Raw genomic sequence first — 17,616 nt, 5'->3', positions numbered from 1 at the left:
TCGCCGCCGGGCGCGAAGCGATCCCCCAAGCCCACTAGGCTGCTAGAAGCCGTTTGATTCGCAGGGGAGCGAATGACCATGACAGCCAGCGCCCGCAAGTTTGACAGTTTCGAAGCTGCCTTCCGCATGGCCTTCGAGGAAGAAATCTCGGGCGAGACCTTCTTTGCTGCCTTGGCCGAGGCCGAACAGGACCCGCGACAGGCCGCTCTTTGGGCCAAGCTGGCCCGCATCGAAAACCGAACGGTCGCCGCGCTGCGCCCTTTGGCAGACACTTTGGGGTTGGCCCCGCAGGATGAAAGCGCCGTGCGGCAAGCGGGCCGCGCCGAGGCGGCAGAGTGGCAGGCCCTGCCCTTTGTTGGGGCTATGGAGATCATCGTTCGCGATTACCCCGGCAGTTATCTGGCCGAGTTTCAGGCCATGCAGGCCACTGCCCCGGATCAGGCACGGGCCTCAGTGCAACTTCTGATCGACCATGAGGTCGCCATCATTGAAATGGCACGGGCCGAACTGGCAGGAACCGGAGAATCTGAGGTCCCGCTGGATGATTACCTAGCCAAGGTTGCGACCCTGATCGACTCGATTCCCGACCGCCGGGTTTGAGCTGTTCTGACGCAAGCCCGACCTAAGGGCAGGGCTTGGCCCGAATAGGGCGAGGCACCCTATCCATCTGGTGCAATAATGGCGGAAGCGAGAGCCAGCCTGTCCGACCGGGCGGTGGCACAAGAACCTGCGTCATGGCATGTCTTTGGCCGAGGCCGGGCCGTGCAGAATGCGCAGGTTGGGCCAAGGGTGGGGCCGCGCAGAATGTGCTGGAACTGCCTCTCCTGTTTGGGCATGCGACCGCATGGCAGGACCCTTTCCCCTATCCAAGGGGGGAGGGTACCTCGCCTTTCGCGCTTTCGAATTGTTCAGACATATCTGCTAAAGTCCCCGAAATGGAGGCCTTCATGCAGATCAGCACCGCGCAATCCGCGGCACTTTTGCCCGACGCTGCGATGGCCGACATCGCGGCGGCTCTGCAGATTGACCGGCGCGGTCATCCCGATTTTCTGGCGTTGCATTTCGGGGCCGCTGTCCCCGCGGAGATTTTGGCCGCTGCAGCGCGGCCATTTTCGCAGGCCCTGCATGGTGGCACGTCCTGTCAGGGCATCATGTCACAGGCCGGGCTTGGCATTGCGACAGGCGGCCATATCGGTGCATTTGCGATCTGGGATGCTGCAGGCAGCTATGGCAGCGCCTCCCGATGTCTGGGGCAGGATGCCGCAGAAGCTGCCCGTCTTGCCACGCTGGAGGCTTTGGCTGCGGCGGGGCGCGGGGGGGAAATCCCGCCTCTGGTCTGGCTGACACCCGCGCCTGGCCGTGAGGAACAGGTGATTGCAGGGGTCCGCTCGGTCACCGGGGCAGATGCTACGATTGTGGGGGGCAGCGCCGCCGACAATGACGTGACCGGCCAATGGGCCCAGTTCGGCCCTTCATCCACGCATCGGGACGGGGTTGTTGTGTCGGTCCTGTTTCCTTCGACCGGTTTTGCCCTGTCTTATCAGGGCGGCTACGCACCTACGGGCGAGACAGGCATCGTAACCCGGGTCGAGGGGCGAAAGCTCATCGAAATCGATCATCGGCCGGCCTCGGCTGTCTATCACGGCTGGACTGACGGGGTCGTTCCCTTGGCGGTGGATGGGCCGCGATCCATCCTGGCCGCATCGACGCTCTGGCCTTTGGGGCGCATCACCCGGCATGTCGCGGGTGTGCCCTTTCACCTTCTGGCCCATCCGGCGGTGGCCCATCTTGACGGCTCGCTCGACCTGTTCGCCGATTTCGCAGTGGGCGATCGGGTCTGGCAGATGCGGGGATCGGCGGACAGCCTGGTGGCGCGGGCAAGCCAGGTGGCAGTCACGGCCTGCGCCGATCTGGCCGCGCCGCCTGCGGGTGCTCTTGTCGTCTATTGCGGTGGTTGCATGCTGGCTGTCCGCGACCGGATGGAACAGGTCTGCGGCGGCATCACCGAGGCGCTGGGTGGGGCCCCTTGGCTGGGCCTGTTCAGTTTCGGAGAGCAGGGCATGTCGGGCGGCGGACAGGCAAGCCATGGGAACCTGATGATTTCCTGTACGGCTTTTGCGAGGTGATGAATGAAAAACGTTGGTTCTTCGCAGGCTTTCTGGCGCGCGTCTTGTCGAGGCAATGCTGTGCATGAATGATCCAAAGTCCCCCGTTCCGTCGGATAATCCCGTCTCGCGCGGGCGCTATGAACGTGAACGCCGCGCCCGGGCCGAGGCTGAGGCCGTGCTCGAGGCCAAGAGCCGTGAACTGTACGAAACCAATCAGCGCCTGATCCTGGAAACCGAGGCGGTGCGTGCCGCCCTGGCCAGTACCGAAGCCCTGCGGCAGCGCGAAAGTATCGCCCTGAAGGAAAGCTCGATCCTTGCCGAAGCGCTGACGGCCCTGTCCGGCAAATCCAGCGCGGCAGAGGCGATGCACCATTTGTTGCAGGTCTTGCGCATACAATTCGGGGTTTTTGATGCCTGCTATGTGCAGCCGCAGGGGGAGGTGATCCGCATTTCTGCATCTGCCCGGTCAGAACACGCGGGTGTGGTCCTGCCCGTATCAGCCAGTTTGCTGGAGCGATCGCGTCGCCTGGCCAGCCTTGCGGCCGTCGCATTGGCAAGGCCGCTGCCTGCAGAACTGGATGCCGTTCTGGCAACGCTTGTCGTGCCATTCGCCTTGGATGGCGAAGAGTCGGGCGCCCTGATGCTGATCTGCAAACGGGCCGACCGGTTTTCCGCCCGCGACCAGAAGACGCTGGAGCGGGTCGCGGCGCTTGCTGCTCAGGCCTTGCTGGCCCTGCGAGAGGCACGCCGCAATGCCTTGTTGGTGTCTCTGGTCGAGGGCAAGCCGGTCGAGGCTGGTGACGGCGTGCTGGATGCCCCCCTGGAGGCGGTTCACCGCGCCTTCACCCGGCTGACCCATATGCAAGGGCAGGTGGTCGGTATTCAGGACGGACTGTTGTCGGCCAGCCTGCGCGAGGTGGATGCTGCGATCACACGGGCACTTGGCCAGATGGGGCAGTTGACCACGACAGACAGAGCCTATGTGTTCCGTCTGCGACCATCAGGAGAGTTCATCGACAATACCCATGAATGGTGCGCCCCGGGCATCGCGCCGATGCGGGGGATGTTGCAGGATATTCCTGCGGGGATGATCGATCACTGGCGCGCCGTATTCGAAACCGGCAGCGAAGTGGCCATTCCCGACGTAGCGGCACTGCCCGAAAGCGCCCCCGAAAAGGCAATCCTGCTGGAACAGGGCATCCGGTCGCTGCTTGCGGTGCCCATGACGCAGGATGGCCGCTTTGTCGGTTTTGTCGGCTTTGATGCCGTCCGGTCGCTGCGCAGCTTCCTGCCCGGCGAGGTGCATCTGATCCGGTCGGTGGCCAAGGTCATCGCCGCGATTCTGGCCCGCCGTGATGCGGAATCGGAATTGGTCATGGCCCATGCCGAAACCATGACGCAGCGAACCCGGGCTGGCGCGGTTCTGGCGGCGATGCCGGACCTGCTGGTTGAACTTGATCCCGATGGACGGTTCGTCGCGTGGCATTCCGGGGCCATTTCGGTGCCCGATGAATTGTATCGGGCCTTTGTGGGGCGCCGGGTTGAAGAGGTGCTGTCGCCCGATCTGGCGCAACTGGCGCGGCGGGTGCTGGATGATCTTGCCGCAGGTGTCAGCAATGTCAGCGAGGATTTCCAGTTCGCCATCCAGCCCGGCAAGCCAAGGTGGTGGCAGCTTTCGGCATCGGCGGTGGGCAGTCAGGGTTATCTGTTTGTGCTGCGGGACATTACCGATGCCCGGGCGCAGGTGGCCGAAATCAGCCGCCTGTCAGAAATCGTGCGCCGGACGACCAACCTTGTTGTGGTGACAGATGCGCAGCGCCGCATCGAATGGGTGAACAATGCCTTTGAAGCCGTAACGGGTTGGTCGCTGGATGAGGTGCGCGGCCAGGTCCCTGGCAGCTTTCTGCAGGATGAAGCAACCGACCCTGCAACGGTTCAGCGGCTGCGCGAGGCGCTTGATGCGGGCGAGGCGGTGCAGGCGGAAATCCTCAACCGGGCCCGTGACGGGCGGGAATATTGGGTGGCGCTGGATGTCCAGCCGCTGCGCGATGAGAACGGCAACCTTCAGGGCTTTGTCGCGGTCGAAACCGATGTGACCGAAAACCGCCGCCATGCCGAGGCGCTGCGTGAAGCGGCCGAGGCTGCGGCCAATGCCCGGGCCACGCTGGAGACCGCCGTTGAAACCCTTCAGGACGGTTTTGTGCTGTACGATTCCCGTGACCGCCTGGTGATCTGCAACAGCCGATACCGTGAAATCTATGCCCGATCGGCTGAGGTGATCCAGCCCGGCAACAGTTTTGAGACGATCCTGCGCCACGGGCTAGCCTGCGGCGAATATGCCGAGGCGGTGGGGTGTGAAGAGGAATGGTTGGCGCACCAGCTGGCCGAGCACCGCAAGCCCTATAGCGAAACCGAACAGCAGTTGGCCGATGGCCGATGGCTGCGCATTTTTGAAAAAGCGACCCCGGATGGCGGGCGGGTTGGACTCAGGGTCGATATCACCGCGCTCAAGGAGGCCGAAAAACAGGCACTCACCGATCGGGCTACTGCGATGGAGGCCAGCCAGGACGGCATTGCCATTACCGATGCCGAGGGTCGGTTTCTGTATATGAACAAGGCGCATCTGGCGATGTTCGGCCTGACCGCAGAGAGCGAGGTCCTTGGTGAACCCTGGTCGATGCTCTATGCGCCCGAGGATGCTGCATGGCTTGTGGCCAATGCCATGCCGCAACTTTTCTCCGCCGGGCGCTGGTCGGGGGAGATATTTGGCAGGGCCATGGATGGACGGCCTGTCGATCAGGATGTGTCGCTGACGCTGAAAGCTGATGGCGGAATCCTCTGCATTACCCGGGACATCAGCGCCCGGCGGCAGGAGGCCGCAGAGCGCGACCGGTTGCAGGATGAGCTGGAAATGGCCCAGCGTCGCGAGATCATCGCCCAGATGGCAGCGGGGCTGGCTCATGATTTCAATAATCTTCTGGCCGCGATTTCCGGCAGCGCGATGCTGATCGCCGAGGCGGCGCAACCCGGTTCCAGTTCGGAAAAGGGGGCGCATCGCATCATTGCGGCATCCGATCAGGCGGCAGCGCTGGTGCGCAGGATGATGAAACTGGGGGCACGCTCCTCCGACCGGCAGCCGCTGGACCTGTGTGGCCCCCTTGCCGAGGCTGCCGAACTGGTCCGCGCCAGCCTGCGCCTGCCGCTTCGCCTGACGCTGGATCTGCCCGACAGGCCTATGGTGGCGCTGGCCGATCCGACCGATATTCTGCAGGTTGTGCTCAATCTTGCGATCAACGCGCGTGACGCGATGGAGGGTTGGCCGGGCATGATCACCCTCGCGCTGGGGCCGGTGACGTTCGAAATGCTGCTCGGCCCCTTTGCCATCGGAACGCCCGATCCTGCGCGCGACTATATTTGCCTGTCGGTCACCGATACCGGGCCGGGCATGTCGGCTGAACTGGCGGCACAGATCTTCCGGCCCCATTTTTCCACCAAAGGGGATCGGGGCAGTGGCCTGGGCCTTGCCGTGGTGTCTTCGGTGGTTACGGCCAATGGCGGGGCCGTGCGGCTGATCACCGCGCCGGGACAAGGCACAAGGTTCGAGGTGCTCTGGCCGGTGGGCCCGACAGAAGGGGATGGCTCTGCCTTGCCCGAAGGTCTGACAGGGCGGTTGGATGGGCGCACGGTTCTGGTTGTCGATGACCAGCCCGAAGTGCTTTCGGTGCTCGCCGCCTTTCTGGAGGCCGCAGGGGCCGAAGTTGCACCCTCCAGCGATCCGTCGGATGTGGTTGGTGCCCTGGCCGATGATCCGGCTGTGTGGGACCTGCTGGTGACCGACTATGACATGCCCGGCATGAACGGCGCCGATCTGGCCCGCACCGCCCGCCAGATCGCACCGGACCTGCCGGTGATCCTGGTTACGGCGCTGGCAGGGCTGGCGGGCCGGACAGAAGGTCTGTTCGATGCGGTTTTGTCCAAGCCGCTGGACCGCGAAGCCCTTGTCAGGTCGGCAGAAGCCGCCATACTGCGTAAAAGATGAGCGGGATGAACATGATGCGCGTCTTGATTGCCGACGATCACGATCTGTTGCGGGACACTCTGGAACTGTGGTTCCGGCAAGAGCAGATCGAGGTTGCAACCGCTCGCAATTTTGACGGGGTTCTGACCCTGGTCGAGGCTGAGGCCCCGTTCGATCTTGTGCTGCTGGATTATGGTATGCCGGGGATGAACGGGCTGGACGGGGTGCAGCGTGCGCTTTCCAGCTGCCGTGGTGCGCGGGTGGCGCTGATGTCGGGTATCGCCCCACGGGACGTGGCCGAAAAGGCGCTGGAAATGGGCGCAGCCGGGTTTCTGCCCAAGACGCTGCCCGCCCGATCCCTGGTCAATGCCGTGCGGTTCATGGCCATGGGGGAACAATATGCCCCGATCGATTTCATGACGGCGGCCGCCGAACCCCAGGCCGCCAATCCATTGGCGGAAAAGCTGACTCCGCGCGAACTCGACATGCTGAAAAAGCTGTGCGAGGGCAAGGCCAACAAGGAAATCGCCCGCGAGCTTGGCATTCAGGAACCAACGGTCAAACTGCACATGAAGACGTTGTATCGTAAGATCAACGCCAATAACCGGACCCAGGCTGCGATGATCGCCAAGGAGGCGGGGCTGTTCTGAACTGGTGACCTGCGGTCAGTACTGAATTCTTGGCGGCAGCAGGCTTTCCAGTGCAGCCACTGCCAGACGGTGATCCTCGATCTGCGGCAGGCCCGAAATCGTCAGCACGGCAACCACACCGACCGAGGCCACACGGATTGGCACTGCACCGCCGTGATCGGCATAATCCGCTGCATCGAGCCCCTGATAGCCAAGGGTTCGCCCCTTGGCGCGCAGCCGTTCCCCCACCAGCAGCGAAGACACACCGAAATGCAGCGCTGTGTTCGATTTGCGCAATGCCCACGCGTCATTTTCGGGCGTGGCACCCGGCAGGGCGACATGGAACAGGGTCTGCAGCGGCGTACGGATGTCAATCACGACCGGGGCCGCCGCGGAACGGGCCAGCCGCAGCGCCGAAAGCCCCAGCTTCAGTGCCGTTTCGGCATCAAAGGCGGGCAGTTCCAGACGGGCGGCTTCGGCCTCAAGCTCTGCGATCTGCATGGGTCTTGCTCCGCGCATGTGTTCGCGCGTGACCCTGCGCCCCGATGGCCACAGGGTCAAGCGCGCGTTTCGCGACAGCTTGTTGCCGGCTGTGCAGCCAATTACGCTGGCACCTGACATCCGGGAAAACCGGAGAGCCGGACACGGGGTGGGGTAAATGGGGCAGCGATCACGTCATCTTGGCCAAAGTGGGCTGCTGGGCCTTGGGCTTTGCATCGCGCTGGCAGCCTGTGTGCTGCCGGGCGCGGGGGGCAAGGCTTTGTCGCGACAAAAGGTGCTGGGCGGCGCAGTGACCATGGTTGCACCTCAGGGCTATTGCGTGGAACCGGCCTCGCTGCTGGAGCGTGACGATACCGCCCTTGTACTGATGGGGCGCTGTTCGGGCGAATCTGTGCGCAGTCCGGCGGTACTGACGGCCATCGTGGGCACCTCAGGATCAGGTGCGGGGATCGATCTGGCGCATGGAGGCCCCGAACTGGCCAGATACTTCCGGTCGTCAGCCGGTCGTCAGGCGCTCAGCCGCCGGGGCAAGGCCGCCGATGTCACGGTGCATCAGGTGTTGGGCATCCCCGAGGCCTTTCTGCTGCATCTGACCGATCGCGGCCCGGGGCGCCAAGCCCCGACCCAGCCCGACAGTTGGCGTGCGGTGCTGCCACTGGCCGGGCGGCTGGTCACGCTGACCGTGACCGGCCCGGCAGAAAGCCCGATGTCGCCGGAACAGGGCAGGGCGCTGATCGAAAGCTTCGTGGCCGCAACGGTTGAAGCGCAGGCCGGCTAGTTTTCCGGCGGAAGTGGCGGAGTGGGCTAGCGTTTTGAACCATTTACAGTGATAAACGAATCGTTTCCGATTGCATGACAATCTGGGGCGGTTCAGATCGGGCAGTGTCAGTAGCATAATGGCGGGCAACAAAATCGACAGCTATCTCGACCGGCTGGTTCAGCGCCGCTTTCTGCGGCGCTGGGAGCGCTGGGCAGAGCTTTCCGAAAGCATGGGGCTGGAACGTCTGCGCGATCTGCGCACCCGCGCCCGCATGGCGCGGCGGCAACTGGACAGGGTGATCCATGTGGCCGAACACCGACTGGCGCTGCCGGTCATCGGGTCGAATGCGCTGAAACGCCCGATCGGGTCCGACTGGATCTGGCGCCCCGACCTTTGGAAGGGCCAGATCCCGGTTCCGGGCTTTTCATCGGTCATCTCGCGCCAGCAGATCTGCGATGGTGCCACCGTCTTTCACGATTGCCGCCGGTCAGAACTGACCGTGCGCCAGATCCGCAACGCGCGCGAGGCCGATCTTGCGCCTTTCGGCCTGCGGATGGACGTGTTCCGCTTTGACGGGTCGTTCCTGTCGCTGGTCGTCGATCTGCCGCCCGAAGCGGTGCAGGGGTTGAAGCTGCGCCACATCATCCGGCTGGATGCCATTGTGGAAATGGAAAAGCCGCTGGAGATCTTTGCCCGGCTGAACATCAAGCATGGCCCGAATGTGGAACAGGTGGTGCGTGAACTGCCACTGAACGAAGAAGAGGTGATGGTCGAATTCGACCTTGCCTATACCAAGATGAATGAAAAGCGGGTCGAAAAGCTCTGGATCGACCTGATCTTCGAAGGGCCGGAGATGAACCAGATCATCCTGCGCGATGTGACCCTGTCACGCCGGCCGCGGGCCGATCTGTAAGGGGGCAGGTATGAGCGACGTGCAGCTGACGAAAACCAGAGTCCGGGGCGGGGTCTGGGAAGGGGTGTTGACCGGGGCCGGGGCCAAGCCCGCGCTGGAAGTGCTGCATCTGGAACAGAAGCTGCCGGGCCTGCAAGTGACCGAGATCCCGGGCCAGCCGGGCCATCATGCGGTGCGCCTGCCGATTCCGGCCAGCATCCTGTCGGAAGGTGTACAGACCTTCCTGTTCCGCAACGCAGCCAGCGGAGAGAAGCTGGCGCATTTCACCATCATCACCGGGGTGGCGATGGAAGACGACCTGCGCGCTGAAATCGACTTGCTGCGCGCCGAGCTGGACATGCTCAAGCGCGCATTCCGGCGGCATTGTCTGGAAACCATGGGCTGACATCAGTGCAGCGGCGCCCGACCCAGCGGTCGGTCGCCCCTTTCGCAAGACAGCCGGGGTCAGGCCGGTTGACGCGTTTCCGCCAGCAATTCACGCACCCGTGGAATGACCTGCGTGCCATAAAGCTCGACTGATCGCATCAGATCGTCATGCGGGGTTGTGCCCGCCGAATATTTCAGATTGAAGCGCTGCAGCCCAAGGGCCTGCACTGTCGCAGCAATCTTGCGCGCCACGGTTTCGGGGCTGCCAACATATTGGCTGCCTTGTGTCACTTCCTGCAGGAAGGCTTGTTTCGTGATCGGTGGCCAGCCGCGTTCGCGGCCGATCCGGTCATGCAGCGCCTTGTAGCCGGTAAAGGCAGCCTCGCGCGCGGCCTCGTCCGTTTCGGCGATCAGGCCAGGCGAATGCACGCCCAGCGGTTTGGCTGTGCCGCCGATCTGGCGCCAGGCATCGTGATACAGGTTCACAAAGGGGCGGAACCGGCGCGGATCGCCGCCGATGATCGCCAGCATCATGGGAAGACCATAGCGCACGGCGCGCACCACCGAGTCTGGGCTGCCGCCGACGCCGATCCATGTGGCGATGCCTTCCGGGCCGGCTGGCGGATAGACCTGCGGTACATTCACTGGCGCACGATGCTGGCCCTGCCATTTCACCCGTCCGCCCCGGTTCAGCGCGGCGAAAAGGTCCAGCTTTTCTTCGAACAGCATTTCGTAATCCGACAGGTCTTGCCCGAACAGCGGATAGCTTTCGGTGAATGACCCCCGGCCAAGGATCACCTCGCCCCGGCCCCCTGACAGCGCATTCAGCGTGGAAAAGCGCTGGTACAGCCGGACCGGGTCATCGGTGGACAGGACGGTGACGCCGGTGCCCAGCCGGATGCGGCTGGTCTTCGCGCCGATATGGGCCAGCAGGATTTCCGGTGCCGAAATGGCGAAATCGTCGCGGTGATGTTCACCAAGCGCGATGACATCGACGCCAACCTGATCGGCCAGCACGGCTTCGGCCACCACATCGCGCAGCACCTCGTCCTGTGGCTTGAGGCTGCCATCTGCCCGGCGCGTCACATCCCCAAAAGTATCGAGCCCGAATTCCATGATGCCTTTCTCCTGTCTTGGTCAGGCCAAGCTAGGGGGCAGGGCGGCATTTGTCGCCCTGCGCGAATGCACAAGGCCTGCGCTATTCGTCCTTGAGAAGCAGGGCCAAGGCCAGAACTGTCAGCGCCACCCCGCCCAGCACGATCAGCGGGGGCACCGGGCGGCCAAGCGCGATTTCCCATAGCAACACCCAGCTGGGCACCAGATAGGTATAGGCCATGACCTTGGCCGAAGGCAGCCGCAGGGTGGCGAATTGCAGCAGCACGAAGGTCATCGCACTGGCAGCGACCGCGACATAGATCAGGCAGACCCAGACGATTGCGGGCAGGGCGGGCCAGTCGGTTGCCAGTACATCACGCCAGCCATAAAGGCACAGCAGCGCGAAACCCGCGACCATCATGCCGAAGGTGAACACCACCGCAGGTTCGCCCCGGTTCAGCTTGCGCACCATGGGCGCATAGATCGCATGGGCCACGCAGCCGATGAAATAGATCGCCTCGCCGCGCCCGACTTCCATCCGAAGTGCGGCGGCCGGATCGCCGCGAAAGATCACCCAGACCGCGCCCAGAGCCCCGATGGCCAGCGCCAGCGCCATGCGCGGGGTGGTGGCCTGCCGCAGCAAGAGCCAGCCAAATCCCGCTGCCATCAGCGGGGTCAGGGTAAAGACGGCGGCGGCCGGAACAGCGGCGGCGGTTTTCAGCCCTTCGAACATCAGCACGAAGTAACAGGCCAGCAACCCGCCCAACACCACATAGCGCCAGGGGGCAACAAAGGCGCTGCGCCGGATGCCGGTGGTGGCAAAGGCTGCCGCGCCCACCAAGGCACCTGCCAGCGCGAAGCGCGGCACGGTCAGGGCGGCAGGGCTGATATGCGGCGCAGCCATGGCCCCCAGTGAAAACGACCCTGCAACCAGCGCCGAAAAGGCCAGCATGGCCAGATGCCCCTGCCGGGATGCCGGGGCCATGTTCCGCGTCAGGATCGGTGTCATACGGTGGTCCAGCCGGTGACTGCAGCCTTCAGATGGGCAAGGAAGCTTTGCACCTTCAAGGTGCGGTGCAGATCGACATGGGTCACCAGCCAGAGCGGCGCGGCCCAATCGTCCCTCGGGGCCATGATTTCCACCAGAGACGGGTCTTCGACGGCAATGTAATGCGACAAAAAGCCGATCCCGGCCCCCGATTTCACGGCAGCCTCCAGCGCTGCGGGTTCTGTGGCGCGATAGACCACCTGGTCCAGCGGCACGGTATCGCGCAGCCAGCGGTGGAACGGGGCCCGGCTCAGTGCGTTATCCGCCCCGATGAAGCGGTGACCTGCAAAATCTTGCGGCCCTTCCGGCTTGCCGTGCTGTTCCACATAGGCGCGGGTGGCGTAAAGACCGGTGCGCACACGGATCAAGGGTTGCACCACATTGTCGGGCTCTTCGGGAATGGCCCCGGCGCGGATCGCCACATGCGCCTCGCCATAGTCCAGCCGGAACAGGCGCAGATCGGTCAGGAACCGCACGATCAGCGCCGGATGCTGGCATTGAAAGCTGGTCAGCACCGGCGAGAGCAGACCGGCCAGACCGGAAATCGAGGTGACGACCAACTCACCCGCCACCGTTTCGCCCTGGCCCTTGATGCGGCTGGCCAATTGGCTGAATTGATCTTCGGTCGCTTGCGCCACGCCCAGAAGATCACGCCCGGCTTCGGTCGGGGTGTAGCCGCGGGCATGGCGTTGGAACAGCTTGGCCCCCAGCCGCCTTTCCAGGGCGTCGATATGCCGGATGACCGTGGCGTGATGCACGCCCAGAACCTCTGCCGCCCCCGACACGGTGCCAAGCCGGGCGACTTGAAAGGCGGTCCGGATTTCGTCCCAGTTCTCCATGCGCGCCTCCATCCTGATGGCGACAGCTTACCTTCATGGTGGGTGGCCACAAGTCGCAATCCTGTATGCAAAGCGGATTGCCCGACGTCAGGCCGCAAGCGATTTCTGCGCGGCACGGGTCACCTCGGCAGCCGCACGGTCTGGCACAGGATCGCATCGCCCGTCGTCCCTTGGTGCTGTCAGCCCATGCTGTGGTAGGGCTTGCGCTTGACTCTGGCGATCCGAAGGCGTATCGCCCAACAGAATTCCCCGGAGGCCTGCGCTTCCGGTCCCTTCGCTCATGAGGGGATCGCCATCCGTCAGCGCGTTGCGCCCACGGGTGCCATATCCTATTTGAGCCGGGAAACTTGGTGTGGCAACAGGAGAAGACCCATGTTCGAATCCCTTTCCGAACGCCTTGGCGGTGTCTTCGACCGGCTGACCAAGGCCGGTGCGCTGTCCGAGGCTGATGTCGATACTGCCCTGCGCGAAGTGCGGGTGGCGCTGCTGGAGGCTGACGTTTCGCTGCCTGTGGCGCGGGATTTCATCAAGGCGGTCAAATCCAAGGCCACGGGGCAGGCCGTCACCAAATCGGTGACACCGGGCCAGCAGGTCGTGAAGATCGTCCATGACGAACTGGTGCGCGTGCTGGCGGGCGATGGCGAGCCCGAGGCACTGAAGATCGACAATCCGCCGGCCACCATTCTGATGGTCGGTCTGCAGGGGTCGGGGAAAACCACAACCACCGCCAAGCTTGCCAAGCGGCTGAAGGAAAAGAACGGCAAGAAGGTTCTGCTGGCCTCGCTTGATACCCAACGCCCGGCCGCGATGGAGCAGCTGGCAATTCTGGGCGCGCAGATCGGGGTGGACAGCCTGCCGATCGTGAAGGGCGAAACGGCGGTGCAGATCGCCAAACGCGCCAAGACCCAGGCCAATCTGGGCGGCTATGACGTCGTGTTCCTCGATACCGCAGGCCGCCTGCATATCGACGAAGTGCTGATGGACGAAGTGCAGGCGGTGCGCGATCTGGCCCAGCCGCGCGAAACCCTGCTGGTGGTTGATGGCCTGACGGGCCAGGACGCCGTGAATGTGGCGACCGAGTTCAACGCCAAGGTCGGCATTTCCGGTGTCGTGCTGACCCGGATGGATGGCGACGGGCGCGGCGGTGCGGCGCTGTCGATGCGCGCGATCACCGGCAAGCCGATCCGCTTTGTGGGTCTGGGCGAAAAGATGGATGCCATCGACGCCTTCGAACCCGAACGGGTGGCAGGCCGGATTCTGGGCATGGGCGACATCGTCGCGCTGGTCGAAAAGGCGCGCGAAACGTTCGAGGCCGAACAGGCCGAACGGATGGCCCGGCGCTTTGCCAAGGGTCTGTTCAACATGAACGACCTGAAGTCCCAGCTTGAACAGATGATGAAGATGGGCGGCATGCAGGGCCTGATGGGCATGCTGCCGGGCATGGGCAAGATGGCCAAGGCCGCTGAAGAGGCGGGCTTTGATGATCGCATGCTGCGCCGCCAGATCGCGCTGATCAATTCGATGACCAAGAAGGAGCGCGCCAATCCCGACCTGCTGCAGGCCAGCCGCAAGAAGCGCATTGCCGCAGGGGCCGGGCTTGAAGTGGCCGAATTGAACCGTCTGCTGAAACAGCACAAGCAGATGGCCGACATGATGAAGAAGATGGGCAAGGGCGGCATGATGAAACAGGCCGTCAAGGCGATGATGGGCGCCAAGGGCGGCGCCATGCCCGATCTGAAGAACATGGATCCCGCGCAACTGGAAGAAGCCGCGCGCGCCATGAAATCCGGTATGGGCGGCATGGGCGGTGGCTTGCCGGGCCTTGGTCGTGGCCTGTCCTTGCCTGCGGGCCTTTCGGGGCTGATGAAGAAGAAATGACCTATCGGCTTGAACAGGACGCATATGGCGATCCGGTCCTTGTGACCGGACGCTTGCGCCTGCGCAAGCCGGTGATGGCGGATGTGGCCATCAGCTTTCCGTTCTGGGCCTCGGACCGGTCGGCGCTGATGGGCGGGCCATGGTCGCTGGAGGAACTGACGGTCGAAACCCAGGCGCTGCTTGACCAATGGCGCAAGCATGGGTTCAGCCTGTTCACGGTTACCCGGCATGGATCGGACGAAGGCATTGGCGGCATAGGCCCCTTCTTCCCCGACACCCATCCCGAACCCGAACTGGGTTGGAGCCTGTGGAACGCCGCCGACGAAGGGCAGGGCCTGGCCTTTGAGGCCGCCACAGCGGCGCGCGACTGGTTCTTCGCCAACAGTGGCTATACCACCGCAATCAGCTTTACCGATCCGCGCAATCACCGGTCGCACCGGCTCTGCGAACGGCTGGGCGGTGTGCTGGACCCGGAGGCCCCGGTGCAGGATGCAGGCGATATCGTCTATCGCTATCATGCAGGGGGGCGGGCATGATCGCGCGACCCATCCATATCCTGCATCCGACGGCCCCCGAATTGCTGACGGAACGGCTGCGTCTGCGCATGCCCTGTCATGGCGATTTTGCGCATCGTTTGGCCTTTTACGCCTCGGACCGGTCGGTCTGGGAAGGGGGCCCGTTCAGCCGCGAACAGGCATGGCGCATCTTCGCCTCGGAAGTCGGGCAATGGCCGCTGATGGGGTTTGGCCCCTTCTCGATGGAGGATCGCCAAAGCGGTGCCTATCTGGGCGAGGTCGGCATCTATCAGCCCGAGGGCTATCCGGAACCCGAACTCGGCTGGTTTGTGACCGATGCAGCCGAAGGCAAGGGCTATGCCGCCGAAGGTGCGCGCGCGGTCATGGTCTGGGCGGCAACGACCTTCGGTTGGGATCACATCGACAATTACATTGATCCGGGCAATGCGCGGTCCATCGCGCTTGGCCTGCGTCTGGGGGGCGTGCAGGTGGATGCGCCGGGCAGTGATCCGACCGATGTGGTGATCCGCCACGATCTGCGGGGGCTGGCATGCTGACCTATGGTCCCACCCCGGTGCTGGAAACCGAACGGCTGATCCTGCGCGCGCCCGTGACGGCGGATTTCGAGGTCTTCGCCGCCTTCATGGCGACAGAGCGGTCCGGCCATATCGGCGGGCCGATCAGCCGGGGCCTTGCCTGGCGTGGCTTCTGCCATATCACCGGGCATTGGGTTCATCGCGGATACGGCATGTTCATCTTCACCGACCGCGCCAGCGGTGCGGCATTGGGCATGAGCGGCCCGTGGTTCCCCGAAGGCTGGCCCGAGCCGGAAATCGGCTGGTCGGTCTGGGCGGCTGAGGCAGAGGGCAAGGGGCTGGCCCATGAGGCTGCGCTGGCGGGCCGGGCCTATGCCTATGACGTGCTGGGCTGGCCCACGGTCATCAGTCTGATCGCGCCAACCAACACGCGGTCGCAGGCCCTGGCACGGCGCATGGGCTGTGTGCCGGATGGCACTTTCCTGCATGAACAATATGGCGAAAGCGGCATCTGGCGGCATCCGTCGCCTGACGCGCTGGCTGATGGTGGTGCGGAGGCCTATGCATGACTGCGGCACCGATCCTGACCACCGCACGTCTGACCCTGCGGCCCTTCACCTTGGCCGATTATCCGGCCTTTGCCGCCTGTCTGCAAAGCCCGCGTGCGCGCGGCATGGGCGGGCCGTTTGACAGTTTCGGCGCATGGTCGCTGTTTTGCCACGATGTCGCGGGCTGGGCGCTGTATGGCCATGGTGGCCTTGCGATCACGCACAGTGCCGATGGCGTTGTCATGGGCGAAATCGTGCTGAATGCCGGGCCGCTGTTCCCCGAACCCGAACTGGGCTGGACGCTTTACGACGGGTTCGAAGGGCAGGGCTACGCAACCGAAGCCGCCGCCGCCCTGCGGGATTGGGCCTTTGCCCAACTGTCTTATCCGTCGCTGGTCAGCTATTGCGATGCCGACAATCTGGCCTCGCAGGCAGTGGCCCTGCGGCTCGGTGCCGTGCCGGACGCCGATGCCCCCCGCCCCGATCCCAGCGATCTTGTCTTTCGCCACAGGAGACCCGCATGAGCGACGCCATCACCCGCGCAGCGGAAATTCTGCGCGAACACCGCGAAAGCATCGACCGGCTGGATGCGATCCTGGTCTATACGCTGGCCGAACGGTTCAAGCACACCCAGGCGGTGGGCCGGCTGAAGGCCGAACACGAACTTCCCCCGTCCGATCCTGCGCGCGAGGCGCGGCAGATCGAACGGTTGGAGCGTCTTTCGCAAGAGGCGGATCTTGATCCGGATTTTGCGAAGAAATTCCTGAACTTCATCATTTCCGAAGTCATCAGGCATCACGAGAAACTGCAAAAGTAGGCCGGGGCTGACCCCTGCCTTCCCTAGGACACCTGAAGGAGATACCCCATGTCCATGAAAATCCGTCTGGCCCGTGGCGGCTCGAAAAAGCGCCCGTTCTACGCGATCGTTGCCGCTGACTCGCGCATGCCGCGCGATGGCCGCTTTATCGAAAAGCTGGGCACCTATAACCCGCTGCTGGCCAAGGACAGCGAAGACCGTATCCGCCTGAACGCCGAGCGCATCAAGCATTGGCTGGGCCACGGCGCGCAGCCGACCGACCGTGTGGCCCGCTTCCTGGAAGCTGCCGGCCTGATCGAAAAGAAGGTCCGCAACAACCCGAAGGCCGCCGTTCCGGGCAAGGCCATGGCCGAGCGCGCCAAGAAGAAAGCCGCCCGCGCTGCCGCCCCGGCGGAAGAGTGATCGGCCGCCCATGCAGGGCAGCTATGGCCCGGATTTCCGGGCGGAACTGTGGGATCTGATGCGTTGGCGGCGCGATGTGCGCCGCTTCCGCACCGATCCGGTGGAGGCAGCGGTTCTGGACCGCTGCCTTCTTGCCTTTTCGCTTGCGCCATCGGTCGGCCTGTCCGAACCATGGCGGCTTGTGCGGGTGGAAAGCCCCGCTGCCCGCGCGGCAGCAATCGAGAATTTCGAAACCGCCAATGCCGAGGCGCTGGCCAGTTATGACGGTGACCGCGCGCGGCTTTATGCGGGCCTGAAACTGGCGGGTCTGCGTGAGGCGCCGGTGCATCTGGCGGTGTTCTGCGACGATGCCACGCCCAAGGGCGCGGGCCTTGGCGCGGCAACAATGGCGGAGACCCGGGCTTATTCGGTGGTTGGGGCCATCACCCAGTTCTGGTTGGCGCTGCGGGCCGAAGGGCTGGGTCTGGGCTGGGTGTCGATCCTTGATCCGGTCCGGCTGTGCCGTGATCTGCAGGTGCCTGACACATGGCGGCTGATCGGCTATCTCTGTGTCGGCTGGCCGGAAGACAGCACCGATTGCCCCGAACTGGAACGGCTGGGCTGGGAAGCCCGCGCCCCCGCCCTCAAGATGGAGAGCCGCTGA

Annotated in this window: 19 protein-coding genes; 15 read left to right on the top strand and 4 right to left on the bottom strand. The window is 64.1% G+C overall.

Annotation, left to right across the window (positions count from 1 at the left end; all coding sequences use genetic code 11):
• Positions 1 to 72 precede the first annotated feature (72 nt).
• The 4 genes from V6590_RS15900 to V6590_RS15885 all read left to right on the top strand — a co-directional run bounded on the left by V6590_RS15900 (position 73) and on the right by V6590_RS15885 (position 6,776).
• A complete protein-coding gene (locus V6590_RS15900; RefSeq protein ID WP_335424669.1) occupies positions 73 to 600 on the top strand; it encodes a hypothetical protein in 528 nt (175 codons plus the stop codon).
• Between the two features lie 347 nt (positions 601 to 947).
• A complete protein-coding gene (locus V6590_RS15895; protein WP_335424668.1) occupies positions 948 to 2,126 on the top strand; it encodes an FIST signal transduction protein in 1,179 nt (392 codons plus the stop codon).
• A gap of 64 nt (positions 2,127 to 2,190) precedes the next feature.
• Positions 2,191 to 6,147: a PAS domain S-box protein gene (locus V6590_RS15890; RefSeq protein WP_335424667.1), complete on the top strand. Its 3,957-nt coding sequence runs from the start codon at positions 2,191 to 2,193 to the stop codon at positions 6,145 to 6,147.
• Positions 6,144 to 6,776, top strand: coding sequence for a response regulator transcription factor (locus V6590_RS15885; RefSeq protein WP_434063269.1), 633 nt, complete (start codon positions 6,144 to 6,146; stop codon positions 6,774 to 6,776). The genes V6590_RS15890 and V6590_RS15885 overlap by 4 nt, the downstream gene beginning before the upstream one ends.
• A gap of 15 nt (positions 6,777 to 6,791) precedes the next feature.
• Here the strand turns inward: V6590_RS15885 and V6590_RS15880 are convergent, their stop codons facing one another.
• Positions 6,792 to 7,256 carry a heme-degrading domain-containing protein gene (locus tag V6590_RS15880; protein WP_335424666.1) on the bottom strand — a complete coding sequence of 155 codons (465 nt, stop codon included), beginning with the start codon at positions 7,254 to 7,256 and terminating at the stop codon, positions 6,792 to 6,794.
• Positions 7,257 to 7,413: 157 nt separating this feature from the next.
• On the opposite strand from V6590_RS15880, the gene V6590_RS15875 reads away from it, so the two are divergent.
• From V6590_RS15875 to V6590_RS15865, 3 genes are all read left to right on the top strand, one after another.
• Positions 7,414 to 8,034 carry a cation transport ATPase gene (locus V6590_RS15875; protein ID WP_335424665.1) on the top strand — a complete coding sequence of 207 codons (621 nt, stop codon included), beginning with the start codon at positions 7,414 to 7,416 and terminating at the stop codon, positions 8,032 to 8,034.
• Between the two features lie 118 nt (positions 8,035 to 8,152).
• Positions 8,153 to 8,929 carry a DUF6478 family protein gene (locus V6590_RS15870; protein WP_335424664.1) on the top strand — a complete coding sequence of 259 codons (777 nt, stop codon included), beginning with the start codon at positions 8,153 to 8,155 and terminating at the stop codon, positions 8,927 to 8,929.
• A gap of 10 nt (positions 8,930 to 8,939) precedes the next feature.
• Complete coding sequence (locus V6590_RS15865; protein WP_335424663.1) at positions 8,940 to 9,314, top strand: hypothetical protein; 375 nt, start codon at positions 8,940 to 8,942, stop codon at positions 9,312 to 9,314.
• A 59-nt stretch (positions 9,315 to 9,373) separates the two neighbouring features.
• Here the strand turns inward: V6590_RS15865 and V6590_RS15860 are convergent, their stop codons facing one another.
• The 3 genes from V6590_RS15860 to V6590_RS15850 form a co-directional block, all read right to left on the bottom strand.
• On the bottom strand, positions 9,374 to 10,411 hold the full coding sequence (locus V6590_RS15860; RefSeq protein ID WP_335424662.1) for an LLM class flavin-dependent oxidoreductase: 1,038 nt from the start codon (positions 10,409 to 10,411) through the stop codon (positions 9,374 to 9,376).
• Positions 10,412 to 10,493: 82 nt separating this feature from the next.
• Positions 10,494 to 11,375, bottom strand: a complete 882-nt coding sequence (locus V6590_RS15855) for a DMT family transporter (protein ID WP_335424661.1) — start codon at positions 11,373 to 11,375, stop codon at positions 10,494 to 10,496.
• 20 nt (positions 11,376 to 11,395) lie between these two features.
• Positions 11,396 to 12,277, bottom strand: a complete 882-nt coding sequence (locus V6590_RS15850; RefSeq protein WP_335424660.1) for a LysR family transcriptional regulator — start codon at positions 12,275 to 12,277, stop codon at positions 11,396 to 11,398.
• Between the two features lie 372 nt (positions 12,278 to 12,649).
• Here V6590_RS15850 and ffh point away from each other — a divergent pair, with 372 nt between their 5' ends.
• Genes ffh through bluB form a run of 8 tightly spaced genes read left to right on the top strand, consistent with a single transcriptional unit; the run spans position 12,650 to position 17,616 of the window.
• Complete coding sequence (gene ffh, locus V6590_RS15845; RefSeq protein WP_335424659.1) at positions 12,650 to 14,155, top strand: signal recognition particle protein; 1,506 nt, start codon at positions 12,650 to 12,652, stop codon at positions 14,153 to 14,155.
• Positions 14,152 to 14,691, top strand: coding sequence for a GNAT family N-acetyltransferase (locus V6590_RS15840; RefSeq protein WP_335424658.1), 540 nt, complete (start codon positions 14,152 to 14,154; stop codon positions 14,689 to 14,691). The genes ffh and V6590_RS15840 overlap by 4 nt, the downstream gene beginning before the upstream one ends.
• Positions 14,688 to 15,227, top strand: a complete 540-nt coding sequence (locus V6590_RS15835; RefSeq protein ID WP_335424657.1) for a GNAT family N-acetyltransferase — start codon at positions 14,688 to 14,690, stop codon at positions 15,225 to 15,227. The genes V6590_RS15840 and V6590_RS15835 overlap by 4 nt, the downstream gene beginning before the upstream one ends.
• Positions 15,221 to 15,775, top strand: coding sequence for a GNAT family N-acetyltransferase (locus V6590_RS15830; protein ID WP_335424656.1), 555 nt, complete (start codon positions 15,221 to 15,223; stop codon positions 15,773 to 15,775). Before V6590_RS15835 ends, V6590_RS15830 begins: the two co-directional genes overlap by 7 nt.
• Positions 15,772 to 16,278 carry a GNAT family N-acetyltransferase gene (locus V6590_RS15825; RefSeq protein WP_335424655.1) on the top strand — a complete coding sequence of 169 codons (507 nt, stop codon included), beginning with the start codon at positions 15,772 to 15,774 and terminating at the stop codon, positions 16,276 to 16,278. Before V6590_RS15830 ends, V6590_RS15825 begins: the two co-directional genes overlap by 4 nt.
• Positions 16,275 to 16,571 (top strand): chorismate mutase, encoded by a 297-nt coding sequence (locus V6590_RS15820; RefSeq protein ID WP_335424654.1) that lies wholly within the window; start codon positions 16,275 to 16,277, stop codon positions 16,569 to 16,571. The genes V6590_RS15825 and V6590_RS15820 overlap by 4 nt, the downstream gene beginning before the upstream one ends.
• Before the next feature lie 48 nt (positions 16,572 to 16,619).
• Complete coding sequence (rpsP, locus tag V6590_RS15815; protein WP_335424653.1) at positions 16,620 to 16,973, top strand: 30S ribosomal protein S16; 354 nt, start codon at positions 16,620 to 16,622, stop codon at positions 16,971 to 16,973.
• A 10-nt stretch (positions 16,974 to 16,983) separates the two neighbouring features.
• Entirely contained in the window at positions 16,984 to 17,616 is a 633-nt protein-coding gene (gene bluB, locus V6590_RS15810) for a 5,6-dimethylbenzimidazole synthase (RefSeq protein ID WP_335424652.1), read from the top strand.

Source organism: Gemmobacter denitrificans (assembly GCF_036964905.1).
Taxonomy (GTDB): Bacteria; Pseudomonadota; Alphaproteobacteria; order Rhodobacterales; family Rhodobacteraceae; genus Gemmobacter; species Gemmobacter denitrificans.
This window is presented reverse-complemented; position numbering and strand designations above follow the sequence as displayed.

Coding starts and splice junctions, on each gene's coding strand:
- V6590_RS15900 (WP_335424669.1), top strand. CDS start 73: ATGACCATGACAGCCAGCGCCCGCAAGTTTGACAGTTTCGAAGCTGCC.
- V6590_RS15895 (WP_335424668.1), top strand. CDS start 948: ATGCAGATCAGCACCGCGCAATCCGCGGCACTTTTGCCCGACGCTGCG.
- V6590_RS15890 (WP_335424667.1), top strand. CDS start 2,191: ATGAATGATCCAAAGTCCCCCGTTCCGTCGGATAATCCCGTCTCGCGC.
- V6590_RS15885 (WP_434063269.1), top strand. CDS start 6,144: ATGAGCGGGATGAACATGATGCGCGTCTTGATTGCCGACGATCACGAT.
- V6590_RS15880 (WP_335424666.1), bottom strand. CDS start 7,256: ATGCAGATCGCAGAGCTTGAGGCCGAAGCCGCCCGTCTGGAACTGCCC.
- V6590_RS15875 (WP_335424665.1), top strand. CDS start 7,414: ATGGGGCAGCGATCACGTCATCTTGGCCAAAGTGGGCTGCTGGGCCTT.
- V6590_RS15870 (WP_335424664.1), top strand. CDS start 8,153: ATGGCGGGCAACAAAATCGACAGCTATCTCGACCGGCTGGTTCAGCGC.
- V6590_RS15865 (WP_335424663.1), top strand. CDS start 8,940: ATGAGCGACGTGCAGCTGACGAAAACCAGAGTCCGGGGCGGGGTCTGG.
- V6590_RS15860 (WP_335424662.1), bottom strand. CDS start 10,411: ATGGAATTCGGGCTCGATACTTTTGGGGATGTGACGCGCCGGGCAGAT.
- V6590_RS15855 (WP_335424661.1), bottom strand. CDS start 11,375: ATGGCCCCGGCATCCCGGCAGGGGCATCTGGCCATGCTGGCCTTTTCG.
- V6590_RS15850 (WP_335424660.1), bottom strand. CDS start 12,277: ATGGAGAACTGGGACGAAATCCGGACCGCCTTTCAAGTCGCCCGGCTT.
- ffh (WP_335424659.1), top strand. CDS start 12,650: ATGTTCGAATCCCTTTCCGAACGCCTTGGCGGTGTCTTCGACCGGCTG.
- V6590_RS15840 (WP_335424658.1), top strand. CDS start 14,152: ATGACCTATCGGCTTGAACAGGACGCATATGGCGATCCGGTCCTTGTG.
- V6590_RS15835 (WP_335424657.1), top strand. CDS start 14,688: ATGATCGCGCGACCCATCCATATCCTGCATCCGACGGCCCCCGAATTG.
- V6590_RS15830 (WP_335424656.1), top strand. CDS start 15,221: ATGCTGACCTATGGTCCCACCCCGGTGCTGGAAACCGAACGGCTGATC.
- V6590_RS15825 (WP_335424655.1), top strand. CDS start 15,772: ATGACTGCGGCACCGATCCTGACCACCGCACGTCTGACCCTGCGGCCC.
- V6590_RS15820 (WP_335424654.1), top strand. CDS start 16,275: ATGAGCGACGCCATCACCCGCGCAGCGGAAATTCTGCGCGAACACCGC.
- rpsP (WP_335424653.1), top strand. CDS start 16,620: ATGTCCATGAAAATCCGTCTGGCCCGTGGCGGCTCGAAAAAGCGCCCG.
- bluB (WP_335424652.1), top strand. CDS start 16,984: ATGCAGGGCAGCTATGGCCCGGATTTCCGGGCGGAACTGTGGGATCTG.